This window comes from Bifidobacterium pluvialisilvae (assembly GCF_019331695.1).
GTDB lineage: Bacteria > Actinomycetota > Actinomycetes > Actinomycetales > Bifidobacteriaceae > Galliscardovia > Galliscardovia pluvialisilvae.
In genome coordinates this window covers 176,540-197,693 of the sequence record NZ_JAHBBI010000003.1, presented here as the reverse complement: position 1 = coordinate 197,693, position 21,154 = coordinate 176,540, and the positions used below count along the sequence as shown (strand labels likewise).

15 protein-coding genes are annotated in these 21,154 nt (G+C 67.0%); 9 read left to right on the top strand and 6 right to left on the bottom strand.

Annotated elements, in window-relative coordinates; all coding sequences use genetic code 11:
• Positions 1-89: 89 nt before the first annotated feature.
• Positions 90-2,621, top strand: a complete 2,532-nt coding sequence (locus KIH77_RS03685; protein ID WP_219099750.1) for a sensor histidine kinase — start codon at positions 90-92, stop codon at positions 2,619-2,621.
• 14 nt (positions 2,622-2,635) lie between these two features.
• Positions 2,636-3,352, top strand: coding sequence for a response regulator (locus KIH77_RS03680; protein WP_219099749.1), 717 nt, complete (start codon positions 2,636-2,638; stop codon positions 3,350-3,352).
• A 237-nt stretch (positions 3,353-3,589) separates the two neighbouring features.
• Here KIH77_RS03680 and KIH77_RS03675 read toward each other — a convergent pair whose 3' ends face one another.
• The 4 genes from KIH77_RS03675 to KIH77_RS03660 all read right to left on the bottom strand — a co-directional run bounded on the left by KIH77_RS03675 (position 3,590) and on the right by KIH77_RS03660 (position 10,415).
• Positions 3,590-6,268: an ABC transporter permease gene (locus KIH77_RS03675; RefSeq protein WP_219099748.1), complete on the bottom strand. Its 2,679-nt coding sequence runs from the start codon at positions 6,266-6,268 to the stop codon at positions 3,590-3,592.
• A gap of 32 nt (positions 6,269-6,300) precedes the next feature.
• A complete protein-coding gene (locus tag KIH77_RS03670) occupies positions 6,301-7,197 on the bottom strand; it encodes an ABC transporter ATP-binding protein (protein ID WP_219099747.1) in 897 nt (298 codons plus the stop codon).
• Positions 7,198-7,569: 372 nt separating this feature from the next.
• Positions 7,570-9,003, bottom strand: coding sequence for an MFS transporter (locus KIH77_RS03665; RefSeq protein WP_308283220.1), 1,434 nt, complete (start codon positions 9,001-9,003; stop codon positions 7,570-7,572).
• 236 nt (positions 9,004-9,239) lie between these two features.
• Positions 9,240-10,415, bottom strand: coding sequence for a pyridoxal-phosphate-dependent aminotransferase family protein (locus KIH77_RS03660; protein WP_219099745.1), 1,176 nt, complete (start codon positions 10,413-10,415; stop codon positions 9,240-9,242).
• Between the two features lie 130 nt (positions 10,416-10,545).
• On the opposite strand from KIH77_RS03660, the gene KIH77_RS03655 reads away from it, so the two are divergent.
• The gene (locus KIH77_RS03655) at positions 10,546-11,679 is read left to right on the top strand and encodes an ROK family transcriptional regulator (protein ID WP_219099744.1); all 1,134 of its coding nucleotides are present in this window, start codon (positions 10,546-10,548) and stop codon (positions 11,677-11,679) included.
• A gap of 200 nt (positions 11,680-11,879) precedes the next feature.
• On the opposite strand, the gene KIH77_RS03650 is transcribed toward KIH77_RS03655, so the two are convergent.
• Entirely contained in the window at positions 11,880-13,196 is a 1,317-nt protein-coding gene (locus KIH77_RS03650; RefSeq protein ID WP_219099743.1) for an O-acetylhomoserine aminocarboxypropyltransferase/cysteine synthase family protein, read from the bottom strand.
• Positions 13,197-13,574: 378 nt separating this feature from the next.
• On the opposite strand from KIH77_RS03650, the gene KIH77_RS03645 reads away from it, so the two are divergent.
• Genes KIH77_RS03645 through KIH77_RS03635 form a run of 3 tightly spaced genes read left to right on the top strand, consistent with a single transcriptional unit; the run spans position 13,575 to position 17,001 of the window.
• Positions 13,575-14,063, top strand: a complete 489-nt coding sequence (locus tag KIH77_RS03645) for a YraN family protein (protein WP_236024442.1) — start codon at positions 13,575-13,577, stop codon at positions 14,061-14,063.
• Positions 14,060-15,595 (top strand): YifB family Mg chelatase-like AAA ATPase, encoded by a 1,536-nt coding sequence (locus KIH77_RS03640; RefSeq protein WP_219099854.1) that lies wholly within the window; start codon positions 14,060-14,062, stop codon positions 15,593-15,595. The genes KIH77_RS03645 and KIH77_RS03640 overlap by 4 nt, the downstream gene beginning before the upstream one ends.
• Before the next feature lie 23 nt (positions 15,596-15,618).
• A complete protein-coding gene (locus KIH77_RS03635; protein ID WP_219099742.1) occupies positions 15,619-17,001 on the top strand; it encodes a DNA-processing protein DprA in 1,383 nt (460 codons plus the stop codon).
• 14 nt (positions 17,002-17,015) lie between these two features.
• On the opposite strand, the gene KIH77_RS03630 is transcribed toward KIH77_RS03635, so the two are convergent.
• Entirely contained in the window at positions 17,016-17,360 is a 345-nt protein-coding gene (locus KIH77_RS03630; RefSeq protein WP_219099741.1) for an MGMT family protein, read from the bottom strand.
• Positions 17,361-17,456: 96 nt separating this feature from the next.
• On the opposite strand from KIH77_RS03630, the gene KIH77_RS03625 reads away from it, so the two are divergent.
• The 3 genes from KIH77_RS03625 (at position 17,457) to KIH77_RS03615 (ending at position 21,123) form a co-directional block, all read left to right on the top strand.
• Entirely contained in the window at positions 17,457-19,337 is a 1,881-nt protein-coding gene (locus tag KIH77_RS03625) for an FAD-binding protein (RefSeq protein WP_219099740.1), read from the top strand.
• Between the two features lie 131 nt (positions 19,338-19,468).
• A complete protein-coding gene (locus KIH77_RS03620; protein WP_219099739.1) occupies positions 19,469-20,428 on the top strand; it encodes a succinate dehydrogenase/fumarate reductase iron-sulfur subunit in 960 nt (319 codons plus the stop codon).
• Positions 20,429-20,430: 2 nt separating this feature from the next.
• On the top strand, positions 20,431-21,123 hold the full coding sequence (locus tag KIH77_RS03615; RefSeq protein WP_236024461.1) for an O-methyltransferase: 693 nt from the start codon (positions 20,431-20,433) through the stop codon (positions 21,121-21,123).
• Positions 21,124-21,154: the final 31 nt, after the last annotated feature.

Sequence of the window (21,154 nt, the reverse complement as noted above, 5' to 3'; positions counted from 1 at the left end):
CGCCCCCATTGTCGCACCGAAGTATGTCGGGGAACGGCATCATCCCCCGGAAGGATGGCGTGGGCGGCGAGAACGGCTAGGCTGTTGGTGTGCACGCTTTTCCGAACATCCTCGCCCGAACCGCGTCGGCGGCGCGCCGGCTCATGGACCGGAACCTCATCGTCGACGTCGCGACGTCCCTGATGCTGACGACCCTGCTCAGTCTGGTGTCGTCGTCGTGGACGCTGCAGGACGGGTTGCTGTTCCCCTTCTCGACCCGTCTGGTCCTCGCCTGGACCTGGGTCTATGCCCTGCCACTGGCGTTCCGCCGCAAGGCGCCGCACGTCTCGGCCGCACTGTTCGTCGCATTGGCTCTGCTGCAGCTGGTGTTCGGACCGGCGTTGGTGGCCACCGACTGCTATGCGCTCATACTGCTGTATTCGGTGATCGTGTATGGACGCCGTGAAACCGCGAAACCATTCATCGCCGTCGCCGTGGGCATGACCCTGCTGGCGGCGGGAGTCATCACGACGCTGCTGGCCTTCGGGCCACTGTCCATGCCGGGACCTGACCGATACCGGCGCGCCCCATACGAATGCCTCACCCCGTCCGGGGACATCGCCCTCAACGCCTGCGACCCTTCGATACGGCTGGACGCCCTCATGATGCTGGCCATGTTCCTCGCCCCGGTGATCGCGGTCACCGTCATGGCGTACTGGCAGCGGGCGAGAACCACCACCCTCCGATGGATGCGGGAACGCAACGCCGCGCTGGAGGCCAGACGTGAGGAGGAGGCCCACATCGCGGCCCTCGCCGAGCGGGCCCGCATCGCGCGCGACATGCACGATGTGGTGGCGCACACGCTGTCGATCATCATCGTGCAGGCGGACGGCGGACGATTCGCCGGCGCCAACGACCGCGCGCTCGCACGATCCACCATGGAGACCATACGGCGTGAAAGCGTGAAGGCGTTGGCCGACATGCGCCGGCTGCTCGGCATCTTCGCCGACCATCATGACGGCGACGACGCCGATGCCAAGGCCGAAGACGACCGCCCAAGCTATGCCGGCATCGACGGGCTGATCGCCCAGACGCGCGCAGCCAGCCCGGACCTGTATCTGGAACGCCGTCGCATCGGAAAACCCGACCCGGACAGACTCGATACCTCCGCCCAGATCATCGCCTACCGTGTGGTGCAGGAATCATTGACGAACATCCGCAAATACGCCGGGTCGAATGTGCATGCGGGCCTGGAGGAGACGTGGACCGGCAACGGGCTCCGGCTGCGCGTCGTAGACGACGGGCGAGGCGCCACGGCCGCGGCCGACGGGCATAAGGCCGGATATGGGCTGATCGGCATGAGGGAACGGCTTGCATCACTGGGCGGAACGTGCACGGCCGGGCCACGCGTCGGCGGAGGATTCGAGGTGGCGGCGTTCATTCCCTTCGACGGCAAGACCCCACGGAAAACGAACGTCTTCATCCCGTCCGATACCGACAAGAACGGCGCGACGCGCCCGTCCACCGATGACGACGTCACCACGCATTCGGACGGGATGACGTTCATCAGCGGATCGAAGCAGGCCGTCATCGACCGTATGCATACGATATTCATGCACATACGAAATGGTCGAAAGACGACCGACGCCGTGGGAGCACCCGAATCCCATGATTTCAACGTCATCGAACGGGTCTCCAGCTGGACGGAACGGCATTATCAGCTGATGGACTTTCTCATCGTCGCCGCGTTGGCCATGATGTTTCTCACCACATCGGTGAACGGCATGACACCGGAAGAGGAGGCATGGCGGAAACTGTCCAATACGGCCGTGCTGCTGCCGCTGATATGGCGCAGACGGTTCCCCCAGGCCAGCGCCGCGGCGTTCGCCGCGGTCACGGTGCTGGAGCTGCTGACATTGCCGTGGAGCACCCTGGCCCCTCTGGCGTCGGTGTATTCCGTGTATTCGGTGACGTTGTACGGACCAAGGACCGCGAAACGCTGGGCCATCCCCACCATCGCGCTCGGCTCATGCGTCTTCGCCGTGAACTTCACCGCATCCAACTATCTCGACATGACCACGATGGCGTTCATCGCGGAACTGCCCACGGTCATGAACGGCGCCGCGGCGAAGGCCACCGGCACGCTGTTCATGCTGCTGGCCTACGCCGTCGCCTCCTGCATCACCCTGTTGGGGGCGATGGCCTGGGGCATGTGGTCACGGTCGCGGGGCGCGAACATGCTGGTGCTGCAGGCGCGCGAGGAGGCGCTGCGCGACGAGGAGGCCAAGCAGAAGCTGCTCGCCGCGAACATGGAACGCGACCGCATCAGCGCCAACATCCAGGCCGACGTATCCGACACGCTGCTCGGCGTGATGGGCAAGGCGGACGACGGCCTGCGTCTGCTGGACTCGGATGATACCGATGCGCATATGATAGCCGCTGCGTTCGAGGGTATCGCCTCGGAGGGGCGGGCCGCGCTCAAACGCATGAGGCAGCTGCTTGGCGTGTTGCGCGAGACCGGCTTCAGCGACGACGAAGAAAAACCGCGAATTCGTCTGGACCCCGCGAGTCCGTTGGACGAGCAGCTACAGTGGAAGTCCGAAGGACCGGCGCACGATGATGCCGGGAACGGTGCCAGGTGAAGGAGGAACGAGTCATGACGGAGCAGTGCATCCGTGTGGTCATCGCGGACGATCAGGAGCTGGTGCGTGCGGGATTCGCCATGGTGATCGGCTCGCAGCCCGATCTTGCGGTGGTCGGCCAGGCGGGCGACGGCGCCGAGGCCGTGGCGTTGGCGGAACGGCTGCACCCGGACGTGGTGCTGATGGACGTGCGCATGCCCGGCATGGACGGCATCGAGGCGACGCGCCGCATCACCGCGGTCAACGCGGGTTCCGGCGAAGGCGACAACGACGACGCGGGCAAGGGGAATCTGACGCGTGTGATCATCCTGACCACCTTCGATCTGGACGAATACGTGATGGCCGCCATCAACGCCGGGGCCTCCGGCTTCCTGCTCAAGGACACCGAGCCCGAGGCGCTGCTCGACGCCATCCGCACGGTGCATCAGGGCAACGCCATCATCGCACCCTCGGCCACCAAGCGCCTCATCGAGAAGATGAGCGCCGGAGGCATGGCGCCGCAGGGCACTCCCCCGGCGGACTACACCGACCCCGAGCTCGAGCTGCTCACCGACCGCGAGCGCGAGGTCCTCATCGAGATAGCGCATGGGCTGAGCAACCAGGAGATCGCGGACAAGCTGTTCGTGAGCCTGCCTACGGTGAAGACGCATGTGGCGCACATCCTCGCGAAGATCAACGCGCGCGACCGCGTGCAGGCGGTGGTGTTCGCCTACGAGAACCACCTGGTGTAGGGGCTCGCGGACACGGCGACGCAACGACGATCGCAACGACGCATCACAACATCACAATATCGGAATGGACGATGCCCGCCGTTTCACGTCCGAAGGCGTGTCGTGCGGGCACCACTGGGGAATGCGATTCTTCTCTTATCTGTTGTGTTCCGTTGTAGGGCCGGCGTCTGGACGGAACCTTGAAGCCGCGTCCCGGTTCGCTTGGAATGCCGGTCTTGAAATGCCGGGGCGTGGCGGCTAGGCTTCGGCGAGCGCCTCGACCGGAGGCGTGCGTACGGCCCGGCGTGCGGGAGCGATGGAGGCAAGCAGCGCGGCGAGTGCGGTAACGGCGAGCATCGCCCCGTTGGCCGCCCAGTCGAACGGGAAGACCACGCCGCCGTAGGAGCCGAGCAGCATGTAGGAGCCGAGCCAGCCGAATCCGGTGCCAAGCACGATGCCCGCCGCGCCGGCGACGAGGGAGAGCAGCAGCGCCTCAACGGCGAGCGAGCGTCGCAGTTGGCCACGGGTCATGCCGATGGCGCGCAATGTCGCGGATTCGCGCGTGCGCTCGATGACGGACAGGGACAGCGTGTTGGCGACACCGACGAGCGCGATGAGCACGGCGACGGCGATGAGTCCGACGAGTAGCGCCATCATCGCGTTGACCATCGTGTCCCATTGGGTGCGTTCGGCGACGGGTCCGGTCACGGTCACGCCGGTGGAGCCGGCGAACGCGGACTGCACGTCCGCGAACACGTCGTTGAGCGTGGCGCCGGTGGTCGCCGCGTCGACGCGCATGAGCAGCATGTGGCCGCTTGCGACGAGCGTCTTGTCGGTGAAATGCGAGGCGTCGATGAAGGCGACGGCGTCGTAGTCGGAGGAGACGCGGCGGTAGTCGGACTGCCGCACGGTAAGTGTCATTGTTTTCGTATTCGACGGGGTGCCTGCGGCGGCCGTGGTGTCGGAGGTGCCCGACATCCCCTTCACGTCGAACGTGGCACTGCCGCCGGTGAATGCGAGCGTGCGTCCGCTGACGGCGGAGCGGGCCGGCATGAGCGCGTCGCCGGAGCCGATGGACACGCCGGCGAGGTCGGCGTGCATGACCTTGCGCAGATCCCCCGCGTCTTCGATGCCGACGAGCAGCACCGACAGCTTCCTGCCGTCCGCGGTCTTCGCCTCCGCCACCGCAGTGGGCGCGTACACGGACGCGGTCACGCCCTTCGTCCTGGCGGCCGTGCGGGCCTGTGCGTCGGTCATGTCGCTTCCGGCGGCGACCATGTCGACGCTGTAGCGTGAGGCGAGCGCCTGCCCCATCGTCGCCTTGGAGCTGGCCGCTCCGGTGGCGACCGTGGCGACGAGGGTGACGCCGATGAGCAGCGCCGCGCCTGTGGCGGCGACACGGCGTGGGTTCTTCTGGATGTTGGCGTTCGCGACCTTCGCGCTTGGCCCGGCGAGGGCGACGAGCGCGCCCACGCCGCGCAGCGCATGGGGCAGCCAGAACGGGACTGCCGTAACGACGCCGAGGAAGACGAGCGCGCAGCCGGCCACCGCGATGGTGAGCGCGGTGCCCGCGCCCATCGTGCCGTCGCCCGCGTTCGCCTGGTTCATCCGCCATACGGCGTACGCGCATGCGGCCGCCCCGCCGATGGCCGCCAACACGGACAGCACGCCGCGTATGGCTCCGACGCGGCGCGTGTCGGTCAGTTCGATGGGCCGCAACGCCTCCAGCGGCGTCACGGCGGTGGCGGAACGGGCGGAGGAGAGGGAGGCGATGATGGTCATGACCATGCCGAACGCGATCGGCACGACGAACACACGCCAGTCGAGCACGAGGCGCATGGCCATGCCGGCGGACGCCGTGAGCCCGGAAGCCGTCACCGCGGCCATGAGCGCGATGCCGAGGCCGACGCCGAGCATGGAGGCGACGAGGCCGAGCACGCCCGCCTCGAACAGCACCGAGGCGTACAGCTGGCCCTTGCGGGCGCCGATGGCGCGCAGCAGGGCGAGCGTGCGCCGGCGTTGCGCGACAAGCACCTGGAACGTGTTGGCGATGACGAGCGCGCCGACGAGCATGGCGAGCGCGCCGAAGCCGAGCAGGAACATGGTGGTGATGTCGGTGTCGCCGCCGCTCAACGATTTGACGGCCGCGGCCGAAGCCTTCTCGCGGGATTCGATTGTGAACCGTTTCGGCAGGAGTCTGCCGACCTCCCGCACCGTGGCGGCCGCGGCGGCCGAATCGTCGTCGGCGATGTCGAGGTAGACGTTGGTGGCGTTCACGTCATCGAAGCCGGCGACGCCGCTCATTGTGGCCATGAGCCTGTCGGAGAGCAGCGATGCTCCACCGTAATACGGGTAGGCGCCCGCATCGTCGCGTGTGAGACCGACGACGCGCGCCGTCACGCCGGACGCCGACGGGGTTCCCGGCGCCGCCGACTTCGGCGTCAGCGCGATCGTGTCGCCCACGTGGGCGCCGAGCCGGCTCGCCGTGGATTCCATCAACGCTATTTCGTCGCCGTCGGCCGGCTGCCGTCCGCTCGTGACGGTGACGGGCAGAAGCCCGCGTTCCGTAGCGGTGGTGACGGCGAACACGCTGGCGTGGCGGCTTCCGTGCGTGGCGCCGAGGTCGACTCGCGACTCGAAGCGCACGCCGTCGACGCCGTCGACGGCGCGGATGCGGTCGGGGCGGAAGTCCTTGACGGTGCGCGAATACAGGTAGTCCATGTCACTGTCGCTCATGTCCGTGAGGGACGTGTCGGGGCCGATGGAGTAGTTCGCGTCACCGTACTGGGCGGTGGTCATGCGGGCGAGCGCGTCGGTCATCGCGTTGCCGAACAGGAACGTGGCGGCGATGAACGCGGTGCCGATGAGGATCGCCACGCCGGCGGGGATGAGCATGCGCACGTTCCTGCGCATGAGCTTCAACGTGATTGGGAACATGGGGTTCGTTTCGTCCTTCCTTGTCTTCCTGCTCAGTGTGTGCGACGGCCCGCCACGGCGGCGTGGGTCGCCCGTTCGCGTTCCTCCATGAGCAGCGTGTTCATGCGGTCGGCGGTGGGATGCTGTTCGTCGGCGACGATGCGGCCGTCGGCGAAGACGATGGCGCGATCGGCGTAGGATGCGGCGACGGCGTCATGCGTGACCATGATGATGGTCTGGCCGAGTTCGCGTACGGAGCGTTTGAGGAATTCGAGCACTTCGGCGCTGGACACGGAGTCGAGGTTGCCGGTGGGTTCGTCGGCGAAGACGATGTTCGGCCGGGTGATGAGCGCGCGTGCGATGGCCACGCGCTGCTGCTGGCCGCCGGAGAGTTCGTTGGGCCGGTGGTCCATGCGCTGTTCGAGGCCTAGCGTGCGGACGAGCGTGCGCAGCCATGCCCGGTCCGGTTTCGCCCCGGCGAGCGTCAGCGGCATGAGGATGTTCTGTTCGGCGGTGAACATCGGCAGCAGGTTGAAGCTTTGGAAGATGAAGCCGATGCGGCTGCGGCGCAGCAGGGTGAGCTGCCTGTCGTTCATCCGGGTCAGATCGGCCCCGTTGAACAGGATGTGGCCGGATGTGGCGGAGTCGAGTCCGGCGAGCGTGTGCATGAGCGTGGATTTGCCGGATCCGGATGGTCCCATGATCGCCGTGAACCGGCCGCGTGCGAAGCTGATGTCCACGCCGCGCAACGCATGCACGACGTTCTCGCCCTCGCCGTAGTCCTTGGTCAGTCCGATGGCCTCGATGGCCACCGCGGTCCGTTCCCCCTCCACGCGGGTGGGCGGCAGCGGGACGTCGTATGCCGTCCCGCCCGGCCGTCCGACGTGTTTCGGGACGCCCGGCCGTTCCGCCGCCGTCGAGTTGATTTCCGTATTGGTATGCCGACCCATCGTCGTTCTCCCTTCGTTCGGTGTCGGGCATCGGCCCGTTGCTGCATACCAAACTACGGAAGACGCGGCGTCGTTCCCATCGTGCGTGAGACGGAAAAACGCATGACGCCGCTCATCCTCGAGGATGATGACTCGTTGAGGACAACGAAACCCATGAAACCGATAACAAGGGTTGTAGGAACTTCTGTGGTCGCGCGTTTTTTGTTTTCCCGTGGAATAAAAACGCCATGAACAGGTGCAACTGTTCATGGCGTTCATGGGATAGGTTCCGGGATGGTCCCGGAGCCGAAAAACAACAACAGGAGGATATCACATCATGGCCAAACTGGTTGCCTGTGGCATGTCGTGGTGATGCCGTTCGTGCGGTTGCGGCTACCGTCGTCGCGCGCGGATGCGGAACGCCGCGGCCAGTGCGGCGAACGCGGCCACGCAGATGACGATCATGGTGGCGAAGGTCCATGCGCCGCCGACGGCCGTGGCATGGGCGAACGCCGGCGTGCCCTCGCCACCGGCCCCGGCCTGGGCGATGGTGAGGATGGTGGAGAACAGCGTGGTGCCGGCCGCGCCGCCGAACTGCAGCATGGTGTTGAAGATGGCGTTGCCGTCCGGTGTGAACTGCCCGGGGAGGGCGCTCAGGGCGCTGGTCATGATGTTGGAGTAGCCGAGCGCATAGCTCAGTCCGAAGATGAAGTAGAATCCGGCGAGCAGGGCGGGCGTCAGCCGCATGGAGAAGACAAGCAACAGCACCGGTCCGACGACGGCCACGGCGAAGGCCGTGAGAATCGGCCGGGTCGCGCCGAACCGGTCGTACAGCATGCCGCCCACGGGTGCGAAGAACGCGCCGATCAGGGCGCCGGGCAGCACGAGCGCACCTGCGAGGAACGCGTCGGCTCCAAGCGACAGCTGCGCGAGATTGGTGATCACGTAGCCGAATCCGATGCCGACCATCGGCAGGATCGCGTACGCCAGCAGATGCAGCAGCACCACCGGGTCGCGCAGGATGCCCAGACGGATCAACGGCGAGAACGAACGTTTGGACGAGTAGCCGAAGAACAGCAATGCCAACACGCCGATCACGAGGCTGGCGCCGGCGATGTTCGCCGAAAGGGTGAACGACGCGCCGTCCGCGGCGGCGCTGACGGCGACGCCGGCCTGGTTCAGGGCCATGATGAGCCCGGCGAGACCGAGCACGATGGCGATGAACTGCAGCGGGTTGAGCTGCGCGGACTGGGTGGGCGTCTTCTGCTCGATGCAGAGGAGTCCGACGACCAGCGAGATCGCCATGATGGGGAGGATGAACACGAAGATCGCGCGCCAGGGCAGCACACTGGAGATGGCGCCGCCCACGGTCGGCCCGATGGCCGGCGCTACGGTGATGACCAGCGAACCCACGCCCATGAGCCGGCCGATCTTCGACTTCGGCGACTGCTCGAGGATGATGTTGATCATCAGCGGCGTGGCGATGCCCGATCCCACGCCCTGGATGATGCGGGCGAGGATGAGCACCGGGAAGCTGCGTCCGAAGATCATGATGACGCATCCGATGACGGCGAGGATCACGGCGGCCACGAAGATGGCCTTCAGCGGGAAACGCCGTTTGAGATACGAGCTGATCGGCATGGTGACCGCCACCGACAGCAGGTAGATGGTGGTGATCCACTGCACGGTGGCGGTGCCGACGTTGAGCTCACGCATGAGTTCGGGGAACAGGACGGTCATCACCGTCTCGGTCAGGATACCGAAGAACGCGAGCGAGCCGACGGCGAAAATGGAGCCGATGAGCCTGCGCGGTATCCTTTCATCGATTGCGCTTGTCTGTCGTTTTGTCGTCTGATGCCGTGTCGTCTGCCGCTGTTCGGACTGCGATTCCCTCACGTTCCCATCCTCGTTTCATGCTCTGTTGCTCTTTTTTTGGAATTGTCGCAGCATTCCTCGCATCGCCCGTATCGTAAAGCCATCCCTGCGGGTCCATGTCATCACTCATACCTGAGCCGCTACAAATGCGTGGAGCAGTGTATCAGCCCGCCCCCGACAACGGGCAATCACGCCGCCATGGCCGCCTCGAGGCCGGCGGTCACGTCGACCGGGTGGCCGAGTTCGGCGAGCGCGGAGGCGAGCACGCCGAGCGCGGTGACGACCTTCTGCCGGCTGGCCGTGTAGCCCATGTGGCCGATGCGGATGAGCCGGCCGGCCTCGTCGCCGAGTCCGCCGGAGATGTGCAGCCCGTATTCGTCGTCCATGATGCCGCGGAGCCTCCGGTCGTCGATACCGTCGGGAACGGCGACGGCGGTGACGGAATTGGCCATGTTGGCGTCGTCGTCCACCCACAGGTCCAGTCCCATGGCGCGGATGCCGGCGCGGGTCGCCCTGGCCGCCCGTTCATGACGGGCGATGGTCGCGTCGACGCCGCCCTCGTCCATGATGATGTCCAACGCGGCCTTGAGACCGTATATCGACGAGATCGGCGGCGTGTACGGCACGTAGTCCTTCTCCAGCCACTGCCGCCACGGCAGGAACGACAGATACGACCGTTCGTAGCGGCCGGTGCGTGCGATCACCTCCCCGGCGCGCTCCCATGCGCGGCCGCTCAACGCCACCAACGACATGCCGGGCGTCGAGCCAAGGCATTTCTGCGTGCCGGTGACGCACACGTCGACGCCCCAGTCGTCGAATCGCACGTCGGATCCGCCGACGCCGGAGACGGAGTCGACGATGGTGACCACGCCCCGCTCATGGCATTCGCGGCAGATGGCCTCCATCGGGTTCTCGGACGCGGACGGCGTCTCGGAATGCACGAAGGCCAGCACCCTGGCGTCGGGATGCCGGTCGAGCGCTTCGCGCACCTGTTCGATGGTCACGGACGTGTCGTAGGGCACGGTCACGTCGACGACGTCGCCGCCGTAGGCGCGCAGCACCTTGGCGTATCCGGCGCCGTAGTAGCCCGACGCCAGGTTGATGCACACGTCGCCGGGTTCGACGAGGTTGTAGGAGGCCATCTCCAGACCGAGGATCGATTCGCCTTCGACGGGCAGCACGCGATTCGCCGTCTTGAACAGCTTCGACAGGTCCGCGCTGACCGACAGCATGAGTTCGACGAAGTTGTCGGTGCGGTGGTGCACCATCTGCCGGCCCATGGCGGCCAGCACACGCGGATAGACGGAACAGGGGCCCGACGCCATCATGAGGTCGGGGATGCGGATGCGGAAATCAGATGTCATGATACGTCCTATCGTTTGAGACGACCGTCATCGGCCATCGTAGTCGGGGACCGTGAACGCGACATTTTCCGGACCTTTCCTACGGAACCTGTCGCCGGCCGATACAATGAGGCGTTGGAAAGGTTTTCTATTGGCTACTGCAACCACGGCGCAGGTCAAGCTGCACAACCGGCATCAGGTGCTTGACCACATATACCGGCACGACGGCTCGTCCAAGCAGGACATCATGCGGGCGCTGAACATGAGTCTGCCCACGATCACGCAGAACCTGCGCGATCTGGAGGCGGACGGGCTGATCCAAGGCGGCGGTTTCTTCGAATCGACCGGCGGTCGCAAGCCGAAACGGTATATGTTCAACAGCCAGGTGCGGCTCGCTATCGGCGTGCGCATGACCGCGGACATGGTCATCGTCTGCGCGGTGAACATGCATGGCACCTGCGTCAAACGGGCCTCGGGACGGCTGCCGTACGCGCACGCGGACGCGTACTATCATCGCATCTGCCAGTTCATCAACCACTTCATCAGGTCGCTGAACGTGCCGCCGTCCACGATCCTCGGCGTGGCATTCTGCATGCAGGGCATCGTCTCCGCGGACGGGCAAAGCATCACGTTCGGCAAGATCCTCGGCAACGAGGGGCTGGACACCTCCACGTTCACACGCGAAATCGACCACCCATGCACGTTCATCCACGACTCCGACGCCTCGGCGATGACGGAGCTGTGGCTGGACCCGTCCATAGAGAACGCGCTGTGCGTGTATCTGGAGCCGTACATGGGCGGTGCCGTCATCATCGACGGCCGGCTGCGCCAGGGCTCCACCATGAAGAACGGCACCATCGAGCACATGACGCTGGTGGAGGACGGCGCGCCATGCTACTGCGGGCGCAGGGGATGCCTCGACGCCTACTGCTCGGCGCGCGTGCTGACCGGGCACCGCGGCGAAAGCCTCGAGGAGTTCTTCAACCAGGTGCGTGACGACGAATACACGCACCGCCGCGTCTTCAACAACTATCTCGACAACCTCGCGCTGGCCATCAAGAACATGCGCACCGTGCTCAACTGCGACGTGATCATCGGCGGCCAGGTCGGCCAGTACTTCACCAACGACGACATGGCCGACCTGAAGCAGCGTGTGGAGAAGCTGGACTCGTTCCCCGACTGCTCACTGACGATGCGTAAGAGCGCGTGCGCGCCCGATCAGGACGTGCTTGGCGCGGCGCTCACCTTCGTACGCGCCTTCGTGGACGAGGTGTGCGGCCGATAGGCGGATGAGACGGCCCGCGACGGCCGGCACGCACGATGACGCGCGGGCCGGCCGGGGCCTATGCGGGGGATGGAGTTCCCGCGGAAGACGGGACCATGCCGCATGGACATGAATCCGACATGGAAAAGGGGCCGACGCCATCCCCCAACAGCGCCGGCCCCGAATGACCGAAAGTAAGGATTACCCCCGAATCCCGTGGGTCACTTGGCGAGACCGGACTCGCGCAGGGCCGCGAAGCCGCCCTTGAGGTCGTCGAGGATGTCCTCGATGTTCTCGGTGCCGATGGACAGGCGGATGGTGCCCTGGTGGATGCCCTGGTCCTCGAGCTCCTCCAGCGTCTCCTGGGAGTGCGTGGTGGAGGCCGGGTGGATGACGAGGGACTTCACGTCGGCCACGTTGGCCAGCAGGCTGAACAGGTGCAGGTTGTTGATGAACACGCGTGCCGCGTCCTTGCCGCCCTTGATGTCGAAGGTGAAGATGGAGCCGGCGCCGTTCGGGAAGTACTTCTTGTACAGCTCGTGGTCGCGGCGGCCCTCGATGGCCGGGTGGGACACGGACTCGACCTCGGGCACGGTCTGCAGGTACTCGACGACCTTGAGGGCGTTCTGGACGTGGCGCTCGACGCGCAGGGACAGGGTCTCGGTGCCCTGCAGGAGCAGGAACGCGGCGAACGGGGAGAGCGTGGCGCCCGTGTCGCGCAGCAGGATGGCGCGGATTCGGGTGACGAATGCGGCGCCGCCCAGGGCCTCGTAGAAGTTCAGGCCGTGGTAGGACGGATCCGGCTCGGTGAGGGTCGGGAACTTGCCCGGGACCTCGGCCCAGTTGAACTTGCCGCCCTCGACGACGACGCCGCCCAGCGTGGTGCCGTGGCCGCCGATGAACTTGGTGGCGGACTCGACCACGACGTCGGCGCCGTGCTCGAGCGGACGGAACAGGTACGGGGTGGCGAACGTGTTGTCGACGATCACCGGCAGATGGTGCTTGTGGGCGATGGCGGAGATGGCCTCGAAGTCCGGCAGGTCGGCGTTCGGGTTGCCGAAGGTCTCGAAGTAGACGAGCTTGGTGTTCTCCTGGATGGCGTCCTCGAAGTTCTGCGGGACCTCCGGGTCGACGAAGGTGGTGGTGATGCCGTCACGCGGCAGCGTGTGCTTGAGCAGGTTGAAGGTACCGCCGTAGATGTTCTTGGAGGAGACGATGTGGTCGCCGGACTGGGTGATGTTGCGCACCGCGTACTCGACGGCCGCGGCGCCGGAGGCCACCGCGATGCCGGCGGTGCCGCCCTCAAGGGCCGCGATGCGGTCCTCGAACACGCCCTGCGTGGAGTTGGTCAGACGGCCGTAGATGTTGCCCGGGTCCTGCAGTCCGAAGCGGGCCTCGGCGTGGTCGAAGTCGTGGAAGACGTAGGAGGTGGTGGCGTAGATCGGCACGGCGCGGGAATCGGTGGCGGGATCGGCCTGCTCCTGGCCGACGTGCAGCTGCAGGGTCTCGAAGCGGTAGTTCTTGTTCTTCTCAGCCATTGTGGTGAGCTCCTTCAAGTTCGCGGTTGGTTTGTTTTTGGTTGATGACTGTGACAATATCCGCTCGAAGCCTCTGTTTTCAAGCCAAAACGGGCTTTTGGCTATCAGGGTTGGTTATAGCCTTTTCCCAGTCGCATGTTCCGCAATGGTTTGCCGCGGAGACGGACCGCCGCTTTTTCCGGGCGGTTTTCCGCGACACGCCGACGACGGCGCGTGGACGGCATGTGGACGGCGCCCGAATCCGTCCACATGGCCGGCGGAGGCCGGGAATCGTCCACATTCGGCGTCCGGGGGTGGTCCATCCGTCCACTTGTCCGGTGCGGGCGCCCGCCGGCGGCCGTTCCATGCTGAAGTGGGACCATGACAGACACAGACATCATGACAGACACCATGCAGGCCGGACGGACCGCGGACCATCATGCCACCATGGCCGGGGAGCCCTCTGCGGCACGGGTCCGACAGCAGATCGACCAGCTGACCCGGCGGCTCCATCAGCCCGGGCTGACGCCACGGCAGCTCGGCCGCCTCGGCGAGGACTATGCCGAACTCTGGCTGCGGGAGCGGGGTTGGACCATCCTCGACCGCAACTGGCGCTCGCGGCACGGCGAACTCGACGTGATCGCGCTGAACCGCGCCGACCAACTCACATTCGTCGAGGTGAAGACGCGGCGCAGCGCCATGTTCGGCCCCCCGCAGGACGCCGTGACCGAGCACAAGCGCAAGGCACTGCGGCACGCCGGGATGGAATGGATCCAACGGCACGGCGATGCCATACGCCGCAGCGGCACCCGTTTCGACGTCCTGGCCATCAGCGTGCTCGGAGGACGCCGGGCACCGCAGATCAGGCACATACCGGGGGCGTTCTGATGATCGGGACCGCGCTTTCGGTGGGCCTTGTAGGGCTCAAGGCCTTCACCATCACGATGCAGGCGTACATCTCGCCCGGACTGCCGTACTTCTCCATCATCGGCCTGCCCGACACCTCGCTGTCCGAAGCCCGCGAACGGGTGAAGTCGGCGTGCTCGGCGGCCGGGTTCCCGTGGCCGCAGACGCGCGTGACGGTGAACCTCTCCCCCGCGTCACTGCCCAAAAGCGGGGCGAGCCACGACCTGGCGGTCGCCGCCAGCGTGCTGTGCGCCGGCGGTGTCATACCCCATGACGCCTTCGAGCAGACCCTCGTCATGGGCGAGCTGCGGCTCGACGGCTGCGTGCTGCCCATAACCGGACTGCTGCCGATACTGATCCACGCGCGCAACCGCGGCATCACGCGGGCGTTCATCCCCCACGGCAACCTCGACGAGGCGGGACTGGTTCCCGACATCGACGTCGTTCCGGTGCGGCATCTCGGCGAGCTCATCGAACATATGGGAGGCAGCACGCGGTACCGCCTTCCCGAGGACGTCGACATCGGCGCGGACGCCGGAAGCGGCATCGATGCGGACGGGGGACGCGACGCGTCGGACATGAACCAGGTGGTCGGCCAGGACCATGTCAAATGGGCGTTGGAGGTCGCGGCCGCGGGCGGCCACAACGTCATCATGGTGGGACCGCCCGGCGCGGGCAAGACGATGCTGGCCTCGCGTCTGCCCACCATCATGCCGCCGATGAACGAACGCCAGCAGCTCGAGGTGGCCTCCATCCGTTCGCTGTGCGGCACCCTGCCCTCGTACGGCATCACGGACGTGCCGCCGTACGAGGCGCCCCACCACACGTCCAGCGTGCCGGCGTTGGTGGGCGGAGGCTCGGGATTCGCCCGGCCTGGGGCCATAACGCGGGCGCATAACGGCGTGCTGTTCATGGACGAGGCGCCCGAGTTCCCGCCACGCGTGCTGCAGACCATCCGCGAGCCTTTGGAGACCGGCTTCGTCTCGCTGTCACGTTCCAAGGGCACCACGCATTATCCGGCGCGGTTCCAGCTCGTCATGGCGGCGAACCCCTGCCCGTGCGGGTTCGGATGGGGCTCGGGAGAGCGGTGCGTCTGCAGCGTCAAGGACCGCACCCGCTACTGGAACCGCCTCTCCGGGCCGATCCTCGACCGCATCGACATCCAGGTGACGGTGCCGCCGGTGGCCAACCTCGTCGCCGGCGAACGCGGACCAGGCGAATCCAGCGAGGTCATACGGCGACGCGTCATCGAGGCGCGCGCCGCCGCCACCGAACGGTACCGGATGCAGGGATGGCCATGCAACGCCAAGGCGAGCGGCGACTGGCTGCGTCGGAACACGTCGGCAAAGGCCATGTCGCTGGTGGCCGACGCGCTGGAGACGCAGAAGCTCAGCCTGCGTGGCGCCGACCGTGCGCTGCGGCTGGCATGGACGCTCGCGGACGTGTCGGGACGCACCAGTCCCGATTCGGGCGACGTCGCCGCCGGCATAGCACTGCGGACAAGACTGAAGTAGGAGAGAACGGGAACGGAGGAACGATGACGACGACACCGGAAACGGATACGCTCTGCCGCGCGGCGCTCACCCACTGCGGGGATGGGCCCGACGCCCTCATGTTCGCTGCGCTGAAAGGCGCCGAATCGCCCAGACGGCTTCTGGCCCTCCTCTGCGAGGAGACGACCCACCAGAGGCCGGACTGGCTCGGATACGACGGACCGGGCGGGGCGCGCGAGCTCGACCGCGTGTTCGTCACCGGGCTGGCCAGATGGGGCCGCAGGGCCGACGCCAGGGCCGTGGAGGGGTTCCATACGGCGCTGGACCGATGGCGCGGAAGACTGGGCCGGCTGCCCGCACGATCTCGCGAGGGCCTGACCGCGTGGTTCGTGCACGACGAACGCCAGTGGATCATCGGCCCGGATTCGCCGTACTGGCCGACCCAGCTCGCCGACCTGTCCATACGTTCGGACTGGGCGCCCCCGCTGTGCCTCTGGGGCGTGGGCGACCCGGCCGCTCTGACCAGCTGCGACGCCCCGGTCGCCGTGGTGGGATCGCGTGAGGCCAACGACTACGGCCGGTTCGTGGCGAGGGGCATCGGGCTGCATGCGGCGCGCGCAGGTCATCTTGTGGTGTCGGGAGGCGCGATGGGCGCCGACGCCGCGGCGCATTGGGGAGCCATCGCCGCATGGGACGAGCGGTCCGGCATCGAGGATGGCCCGAACCCGGCGGGACGCACCGTCGCGGTGTTCGCGGGAGGCCTCGACCATATCGGCCCCTCCCGCAACCTCCCCCTGTTCGAGGCCATGACCGACCGGCGGGGCGCGCTGATCAGCGAGATGCCTCCGGGGACCATACCCGAGGCACGGAGGTTCCTGCTACGCAACCGGATCATCGCGGCGTTGGGCAGGGTCGTGGTCGTCGCACAGGCGAGGCACCGTTCGGGCGCGTTGAACACCGCCACCTGGGCCGCGGAGATGAGCCGCGAGCTCTACGCCGCCCCCGGGGACATCGATGAGCCCTACAACACCGGATGCAACAGACTGGTGCATGAGGGCAAGGCCGTATTGCTGGCCTCCGCGACCGATGTCTCCGATATCTGCCATGCGCCCCACGACGCCGTCGGGGACGACGGCGGAAACGAACGCGACGACGGCGCGGACCCCACGAGAACCGACGCCCCGGCCGATCCGCTGCAGCGGGCGGTGACGAGCGCCATCCGAAGCTGCGGGCGGCGGCATGTGGCGGCGACCCCCGACGCGATCCTCGACCATCTGTCCACGAACGGGACGTCGCCGCCCTGCGACGCGGCCACCCTGCAGCTGACGCTCGCCGCCCTGGAAGCCAGGGACATCATCGTCATCGGGGCCGACGGCGTCATCTCGCTGGTTCCGCGGACCCGTGGCGGACGGTCCGGGGCCATGTAGGCGGGCGTCCGCGACTACGCCCGCCACTGGCAGCGGCCGAGATCGACCCGCCATCCTTCCGCCCCGGCGTTGCCCGCCCCCACGGCGGGCGGGACGAACGCCACGCCCTCCCCCTCCAGCAGCGCCCGCTGCCGTTCCGGACCGCCGAAGGCGAACCCGGGGGCAAGGGAACCGTCCCGGAACACCACGCGATGGCAGGGAATCCGCCCCGGCTCCGGATTGCCATGCAACGCGAACCCCACGAACCTGGCGCTGCGCGGTGCGCCGGCGAGTGCGGCAACCTGGCCGTAAGTGGCGACCATGCCCCTCGGTATCCGACTCACCACGGCATAGACCCTCTGCGAAAACGACTGTTCCATAGCTTCGACCATATCCCCATTATGGGGCGTCGCCGGCCCCGGCCGCATCCCACCGCCCCGAAGGCCATGGTCCGGGCCTGTGCGACAATCGAGGGTATGAGTCCGAAGCAGTTGGAAAAACACTATGATGCGGTAATCGTCGGCGCCGGAGCGGCGGGACTGTCCGCCAGTCTGGGGCTGCTGCGCTCCAAGGCGTTCGACCGGATGCGGCAGGAAGGCCGCAGCCCCAAGATCCTGGTGCTCTCGAAGCTCCAGCCGTTGCGCTCGCACACCGGGTCCGCCGAGGGCGGCATCGCCGCCAGTCTGGGCAACGTCGAGCATGACGACTGGCACTGGCACCTGTACGACACGATCAAGGGCAGCGACTGGCTGGCCGATCAGGACATGGCGGCGATACTGGCCGAGAACGCCCCCGCCACGGTCATCGGCCTCGAGCATGACGGCGTGGCGTTCTCACGCACCGGGGATGGGCACATCGCCCAACGGCTGTTCGGCGGGCATACGGCGGAATTCGGCCGGCAACCGGTGCACCGCACCGCCTACGCGGCCGACCGCATCGGTCACCAGATCCTGCACTCGCTGTGGCAGCAGTGCGTCAAGGAAGGCGTCGAATTCGCCGAGGAATGGTATGTGAGCGACCTCGTGGTCGAACGCGACGGCGACGGCATGGGGCACGCCCGCGGACTGGTGGTGCTGGACACGCACACCGGCAAGGTGCACGGCATCGAGGCGAGCAACATCATGCTGGCCACCGGCGGCGCGGGACGCCTGTTCCATACCACGTCGAATTCCTGGGACCTGACTGGGGACGGCATGGCCTTGGCCCTTGAGGCCGGGCTGCAGCTGGAGGACATCGAGTTCGTGCAGTTCCACCCCACCGGCCTGGCCCATACCGGCATCCTGCTGTCCGAGGCGGCCCGCGGCGAGGGAGGCCGGCTGCTGAACGCCGACGGGGAGCATTTCATGGACCGCTACGCTCCCGGCCACGGCGACCTCGCCGCCCGCGACGTGGTGTCCCGTTCCATCATGGCCGAGGTCGACGCCGGCCGTGGCGTCGCCGATCCGAAGGACCCGGACGGGCCGCGGGACTGCGTATGGCTCGACCTGCGGGCGCTGGGCCGCGACGTGCTCGAGGAACGGCTTCCCGAGGTGTGCGAGACGGTGCGCCAGTATGCGGGCCTCGATCCGGCCGAGGACCTCATCCCCATCAAGCCGACCGCCCACTACACCATGGGCGGCATACCCATCAACGCCGACGGCAACGTCTACGAATGGGCCGATGGCGAGAGGCGCCCCATCGAAGGCCTCTACGCGGCCGGCGAATGCTCGTGCGTCAGCGTGCACGGCGCGAATCGCCTGGGCGCGAACTCGCTGCTGGACGCCTGCCTTTTCGGAACGCGGGCCGGAGCGGCGCTCGCGGCGCGCATCGAAGCCGCACAGCCCCACGACGACGGAGCCGACGACGCCTCCCCGGCGGTCGCGGATGCCGCCGATGCACGTCGCCACATCATCGAGACGCTGCTGAAGCCCTCGTCGCCAGCCGGTTCCGATTCCGCCGGGGACGGCGCATCCGACGCGTCGGACGACAACGCCTACCGTCTCATGGCCGACCTCGGCGCGCTCATGGAGCGTCATGCGGCCGTGCGCTGCGACCATGACGGGCTTGCCGAGGCGTTGGGCGCCATCGAACGCACGCTCACGCCCCGCGGCGACCGTCTCGTCGCACACAGCGACACCGCCGCCTACAACCAGGAGGTCACCGCGATTCTCGAAGTGCGGCATCTGCTCACGGTGGCGCAGGCCATGCTTGCGGCGTCGGATGCCCGCCACGAGTCGCGCGGCGCGCTGTTCCGCAGGGATTTCCCGGAACGCGACGACGAGGGCTTCCTCGCCCATTCGATGACCGACGCACGGCACGCCGTCTCCTGGCAGCCGGTGGTCATCACCGACTATCCGCCGAAGTCGCGCGCCTACTGACGGGGGCGGGGTGGCCGTCGGAGCCGGCCGCTCGTGAACACTCCTTGATGATTGAGGCCGCCGGCGCATCCCGATGCGATGCGCCGGTAAGCTATGATGTCGGTAGTTAACGATTGAGGAGAACCAACGAAATGACCATTGCCGCGACCGACCGTGTGCTGTCGGTGACCTTGCGCATCGCCCGTTTCACCCCAAAGCCCGAACGTGCCGGGCGTCGTCGCGGCGGCAGCCCGTTCGGCTCGAAGTCGCCGTTCGGCGGATCGGACGCCGGGGCCAGGTCGAACCGCGTGCGCGGCAAGCGTTGGACCCAGGATTACGTCGTCAGCGCGCACGCCAGCGATTCCGTGCTCGACTGCCTGTTGGCGGTCAAACGCGAACAGGATCCCTCCCTGGCGTTCCGGTATTCGTGCGGGCATGGCATGTGCGGGTCCGATGCCGTGGCCATCAATGGCACGCCCACGCTGCTGTGCACGGCGAAGGTCCGCGACTGGGCGAAGCCCGATGCTCCGGAATACGCCAATGAGGACGGGTTCCGTCCCACCGGCGAGCCGCTGGACTCCTCCGATCGCGCCATCGACCTCGACGCCCTGGCCCCCGGGACCCCGCTGGTCATCGAACTGGCCGCACTGCCCGGTTTCCCCACCCGCCGCGACCTCATCGCCGACATCGATCCCATGCTGGACCAGATTCGTCGTCTCAAGCCGTACCTTCAGGCATCCGGCGATCTGAAGACCACGCCGAACGGCAAGGTCGATGCGTTCGAATACCTGCAGAACCCCGACCAGCTGAAACGGTACGAGCTGCTCAGCAACTGCATCGCCTGCGGCGTATGCGAAGGCAGCTGCCCGGTCTACGCCGGCGGCGAGGCGTTCGTCGGCCCGGCCGCGATGATCCTCTCCTCACGATTCCTCAATGATTCGCGTGACGGTGCCGGGGCGGAGCGTCTCGCGGCGTTGATGGCACCGGACGGGTCGGCCGCGTGCCAGTCCGTGCGGGCCTGCTCCATGCATTGCCCGAAGGGCATCGACGTGGGCGAGGAGCTGTGGCAGACGATTCAGAAGGTCGATGCGGCCAAGGCGGCGCTCAAGTGACGATGAACAGAAGAGACTTCACCAATATCGCCAAGGGATGGGAATTCATCGAGAACGCCGCCCTCGTCAACGAGTCCGACGACCTCAGCGGCCTGCGCGAGCAGGCCGACGGAATGGGATTCGGCCAAGGGTCGGCGGCCCAGGCCGATTTCCTGGCCTTCGAGGCCAGACAGCTCGACGCCCGGTCCGTCATCATCCTCGGCACCGGCGCCATCATGGAGGCGCTGCATCTCATGGCCGGGCTCGACCGGCTGACGGATCCGGCGGGACGACAGCTCACCGTAGTGGACTCCTCCGCCCAGGGCGCCACGGCGATCCGCAAGATCACGGCCCGGACACGGTCCGAGGTGCGGCTGCGCGTGGTCAACGCCAAGGCGGAGGTGTTCCTCCCCCGCCTCAACGACGACGACTACGACCTCGTCATCATCTCGGGGGACGAACAGAACTATGCGGACGCCTACGACCATGCCCATCGGCTGCTGCGCACCGGAGGCGTGCTCATCCTATGCGACGCGCTGGCATTGGAGAACGCCGATTCGCGCGGCGGGCTGCTCAACCCGTCCGACCGTTGCGGCAAGGCGACGCGCATGCGCCAGCTCATCGACTACGCCATGGCCGACGAACGATTCTCGTCAAGCATCATTCCCACGGGGACGGGAATGATTCTCAGCCTTAAGCTGCCCGAGCAGCAGTAGCCGGCCGCAGGCACCGCCGGCGGCCGGCCCG

Bases quoted from the DNA above. Each gene is read 5' to 3' on its own strand.
- KIH77_RS03660 (WP_219099745.1), bottom strand. From the start codon at position 10,415: ATGACATCTGATTTCCGCATCCGCATCCCCGACCTCATGATGGCGTCG.
- KIH77_RS03620 (WP_219099739.1), top strand. From the start codon at position 19,469: ATGACCATTGCCGCGACCGACCGTGTGCTGTCGGTGACCTTGCGCATC.
- KIH77_RS03635 (WP_219099742.1), top strand. From the start codon at position 15,619: ATGACGACGACACCGGAAACGGATACGCTCTGCCGCGCGGCGCTCACC.
- KIH77_RS03625 (WP_219099740.1), top strand. From the start codon at position 17,457: ATGAGTCCGAAGCAGTTGGAAAAACACTATGATGCGGTAATCGTCGGC.
- KIH77_RS03670 (WP_219099747.1), bottom strand. From the start codon at position 7,197: ATGGGTCGGCATACCAATACGGAAATCAACTCGACGGCGGCGGAACGG.
- KIH77_RS03680 (WP_219099749.1), top strand. From the start codon at position 2,636: ATGACGGAGCAGTGCATCCGTGTGGTCATCGCGGACGATCAGGAGCTG.
- KIH77_RS03675 (WP_219099748.1), bottom strand. From the start codon at position 6,268: ATGTTCCCAATCACGTTGAAGCTCATGCGCAGGAACGTGCGCATGCTC.
- KIH77_RS03630 (WP_219099741.1), bottom strand. From the start codon at position 17,360: ATGGAACAGTCGTTTTCGCAGAGGGTCTATGCCGTGGTGAGTCGGATA.
- KIH77_RS03615 (WP_236024461.1), top strand. From the start codon at position 20,431: ATGAACAGAAGAGACTTCACCAATATCGCCAAGGGATGGGAATTCATC.
- KIH77_RS03650 (WP_219099743.1), bottom strand. From the start codon at position 13,196: ATGGCTGAGAAGAACAAGAACTACCGCTTCGAGACCCTGCAGCTGCAC.
- KIH77_RS03645 (WP_236024442.1), top strand. From the start codon at position 13,575: ATGACAGACACCATGCAGGCCGGACGGACCGCGGACCATCATGCCACC.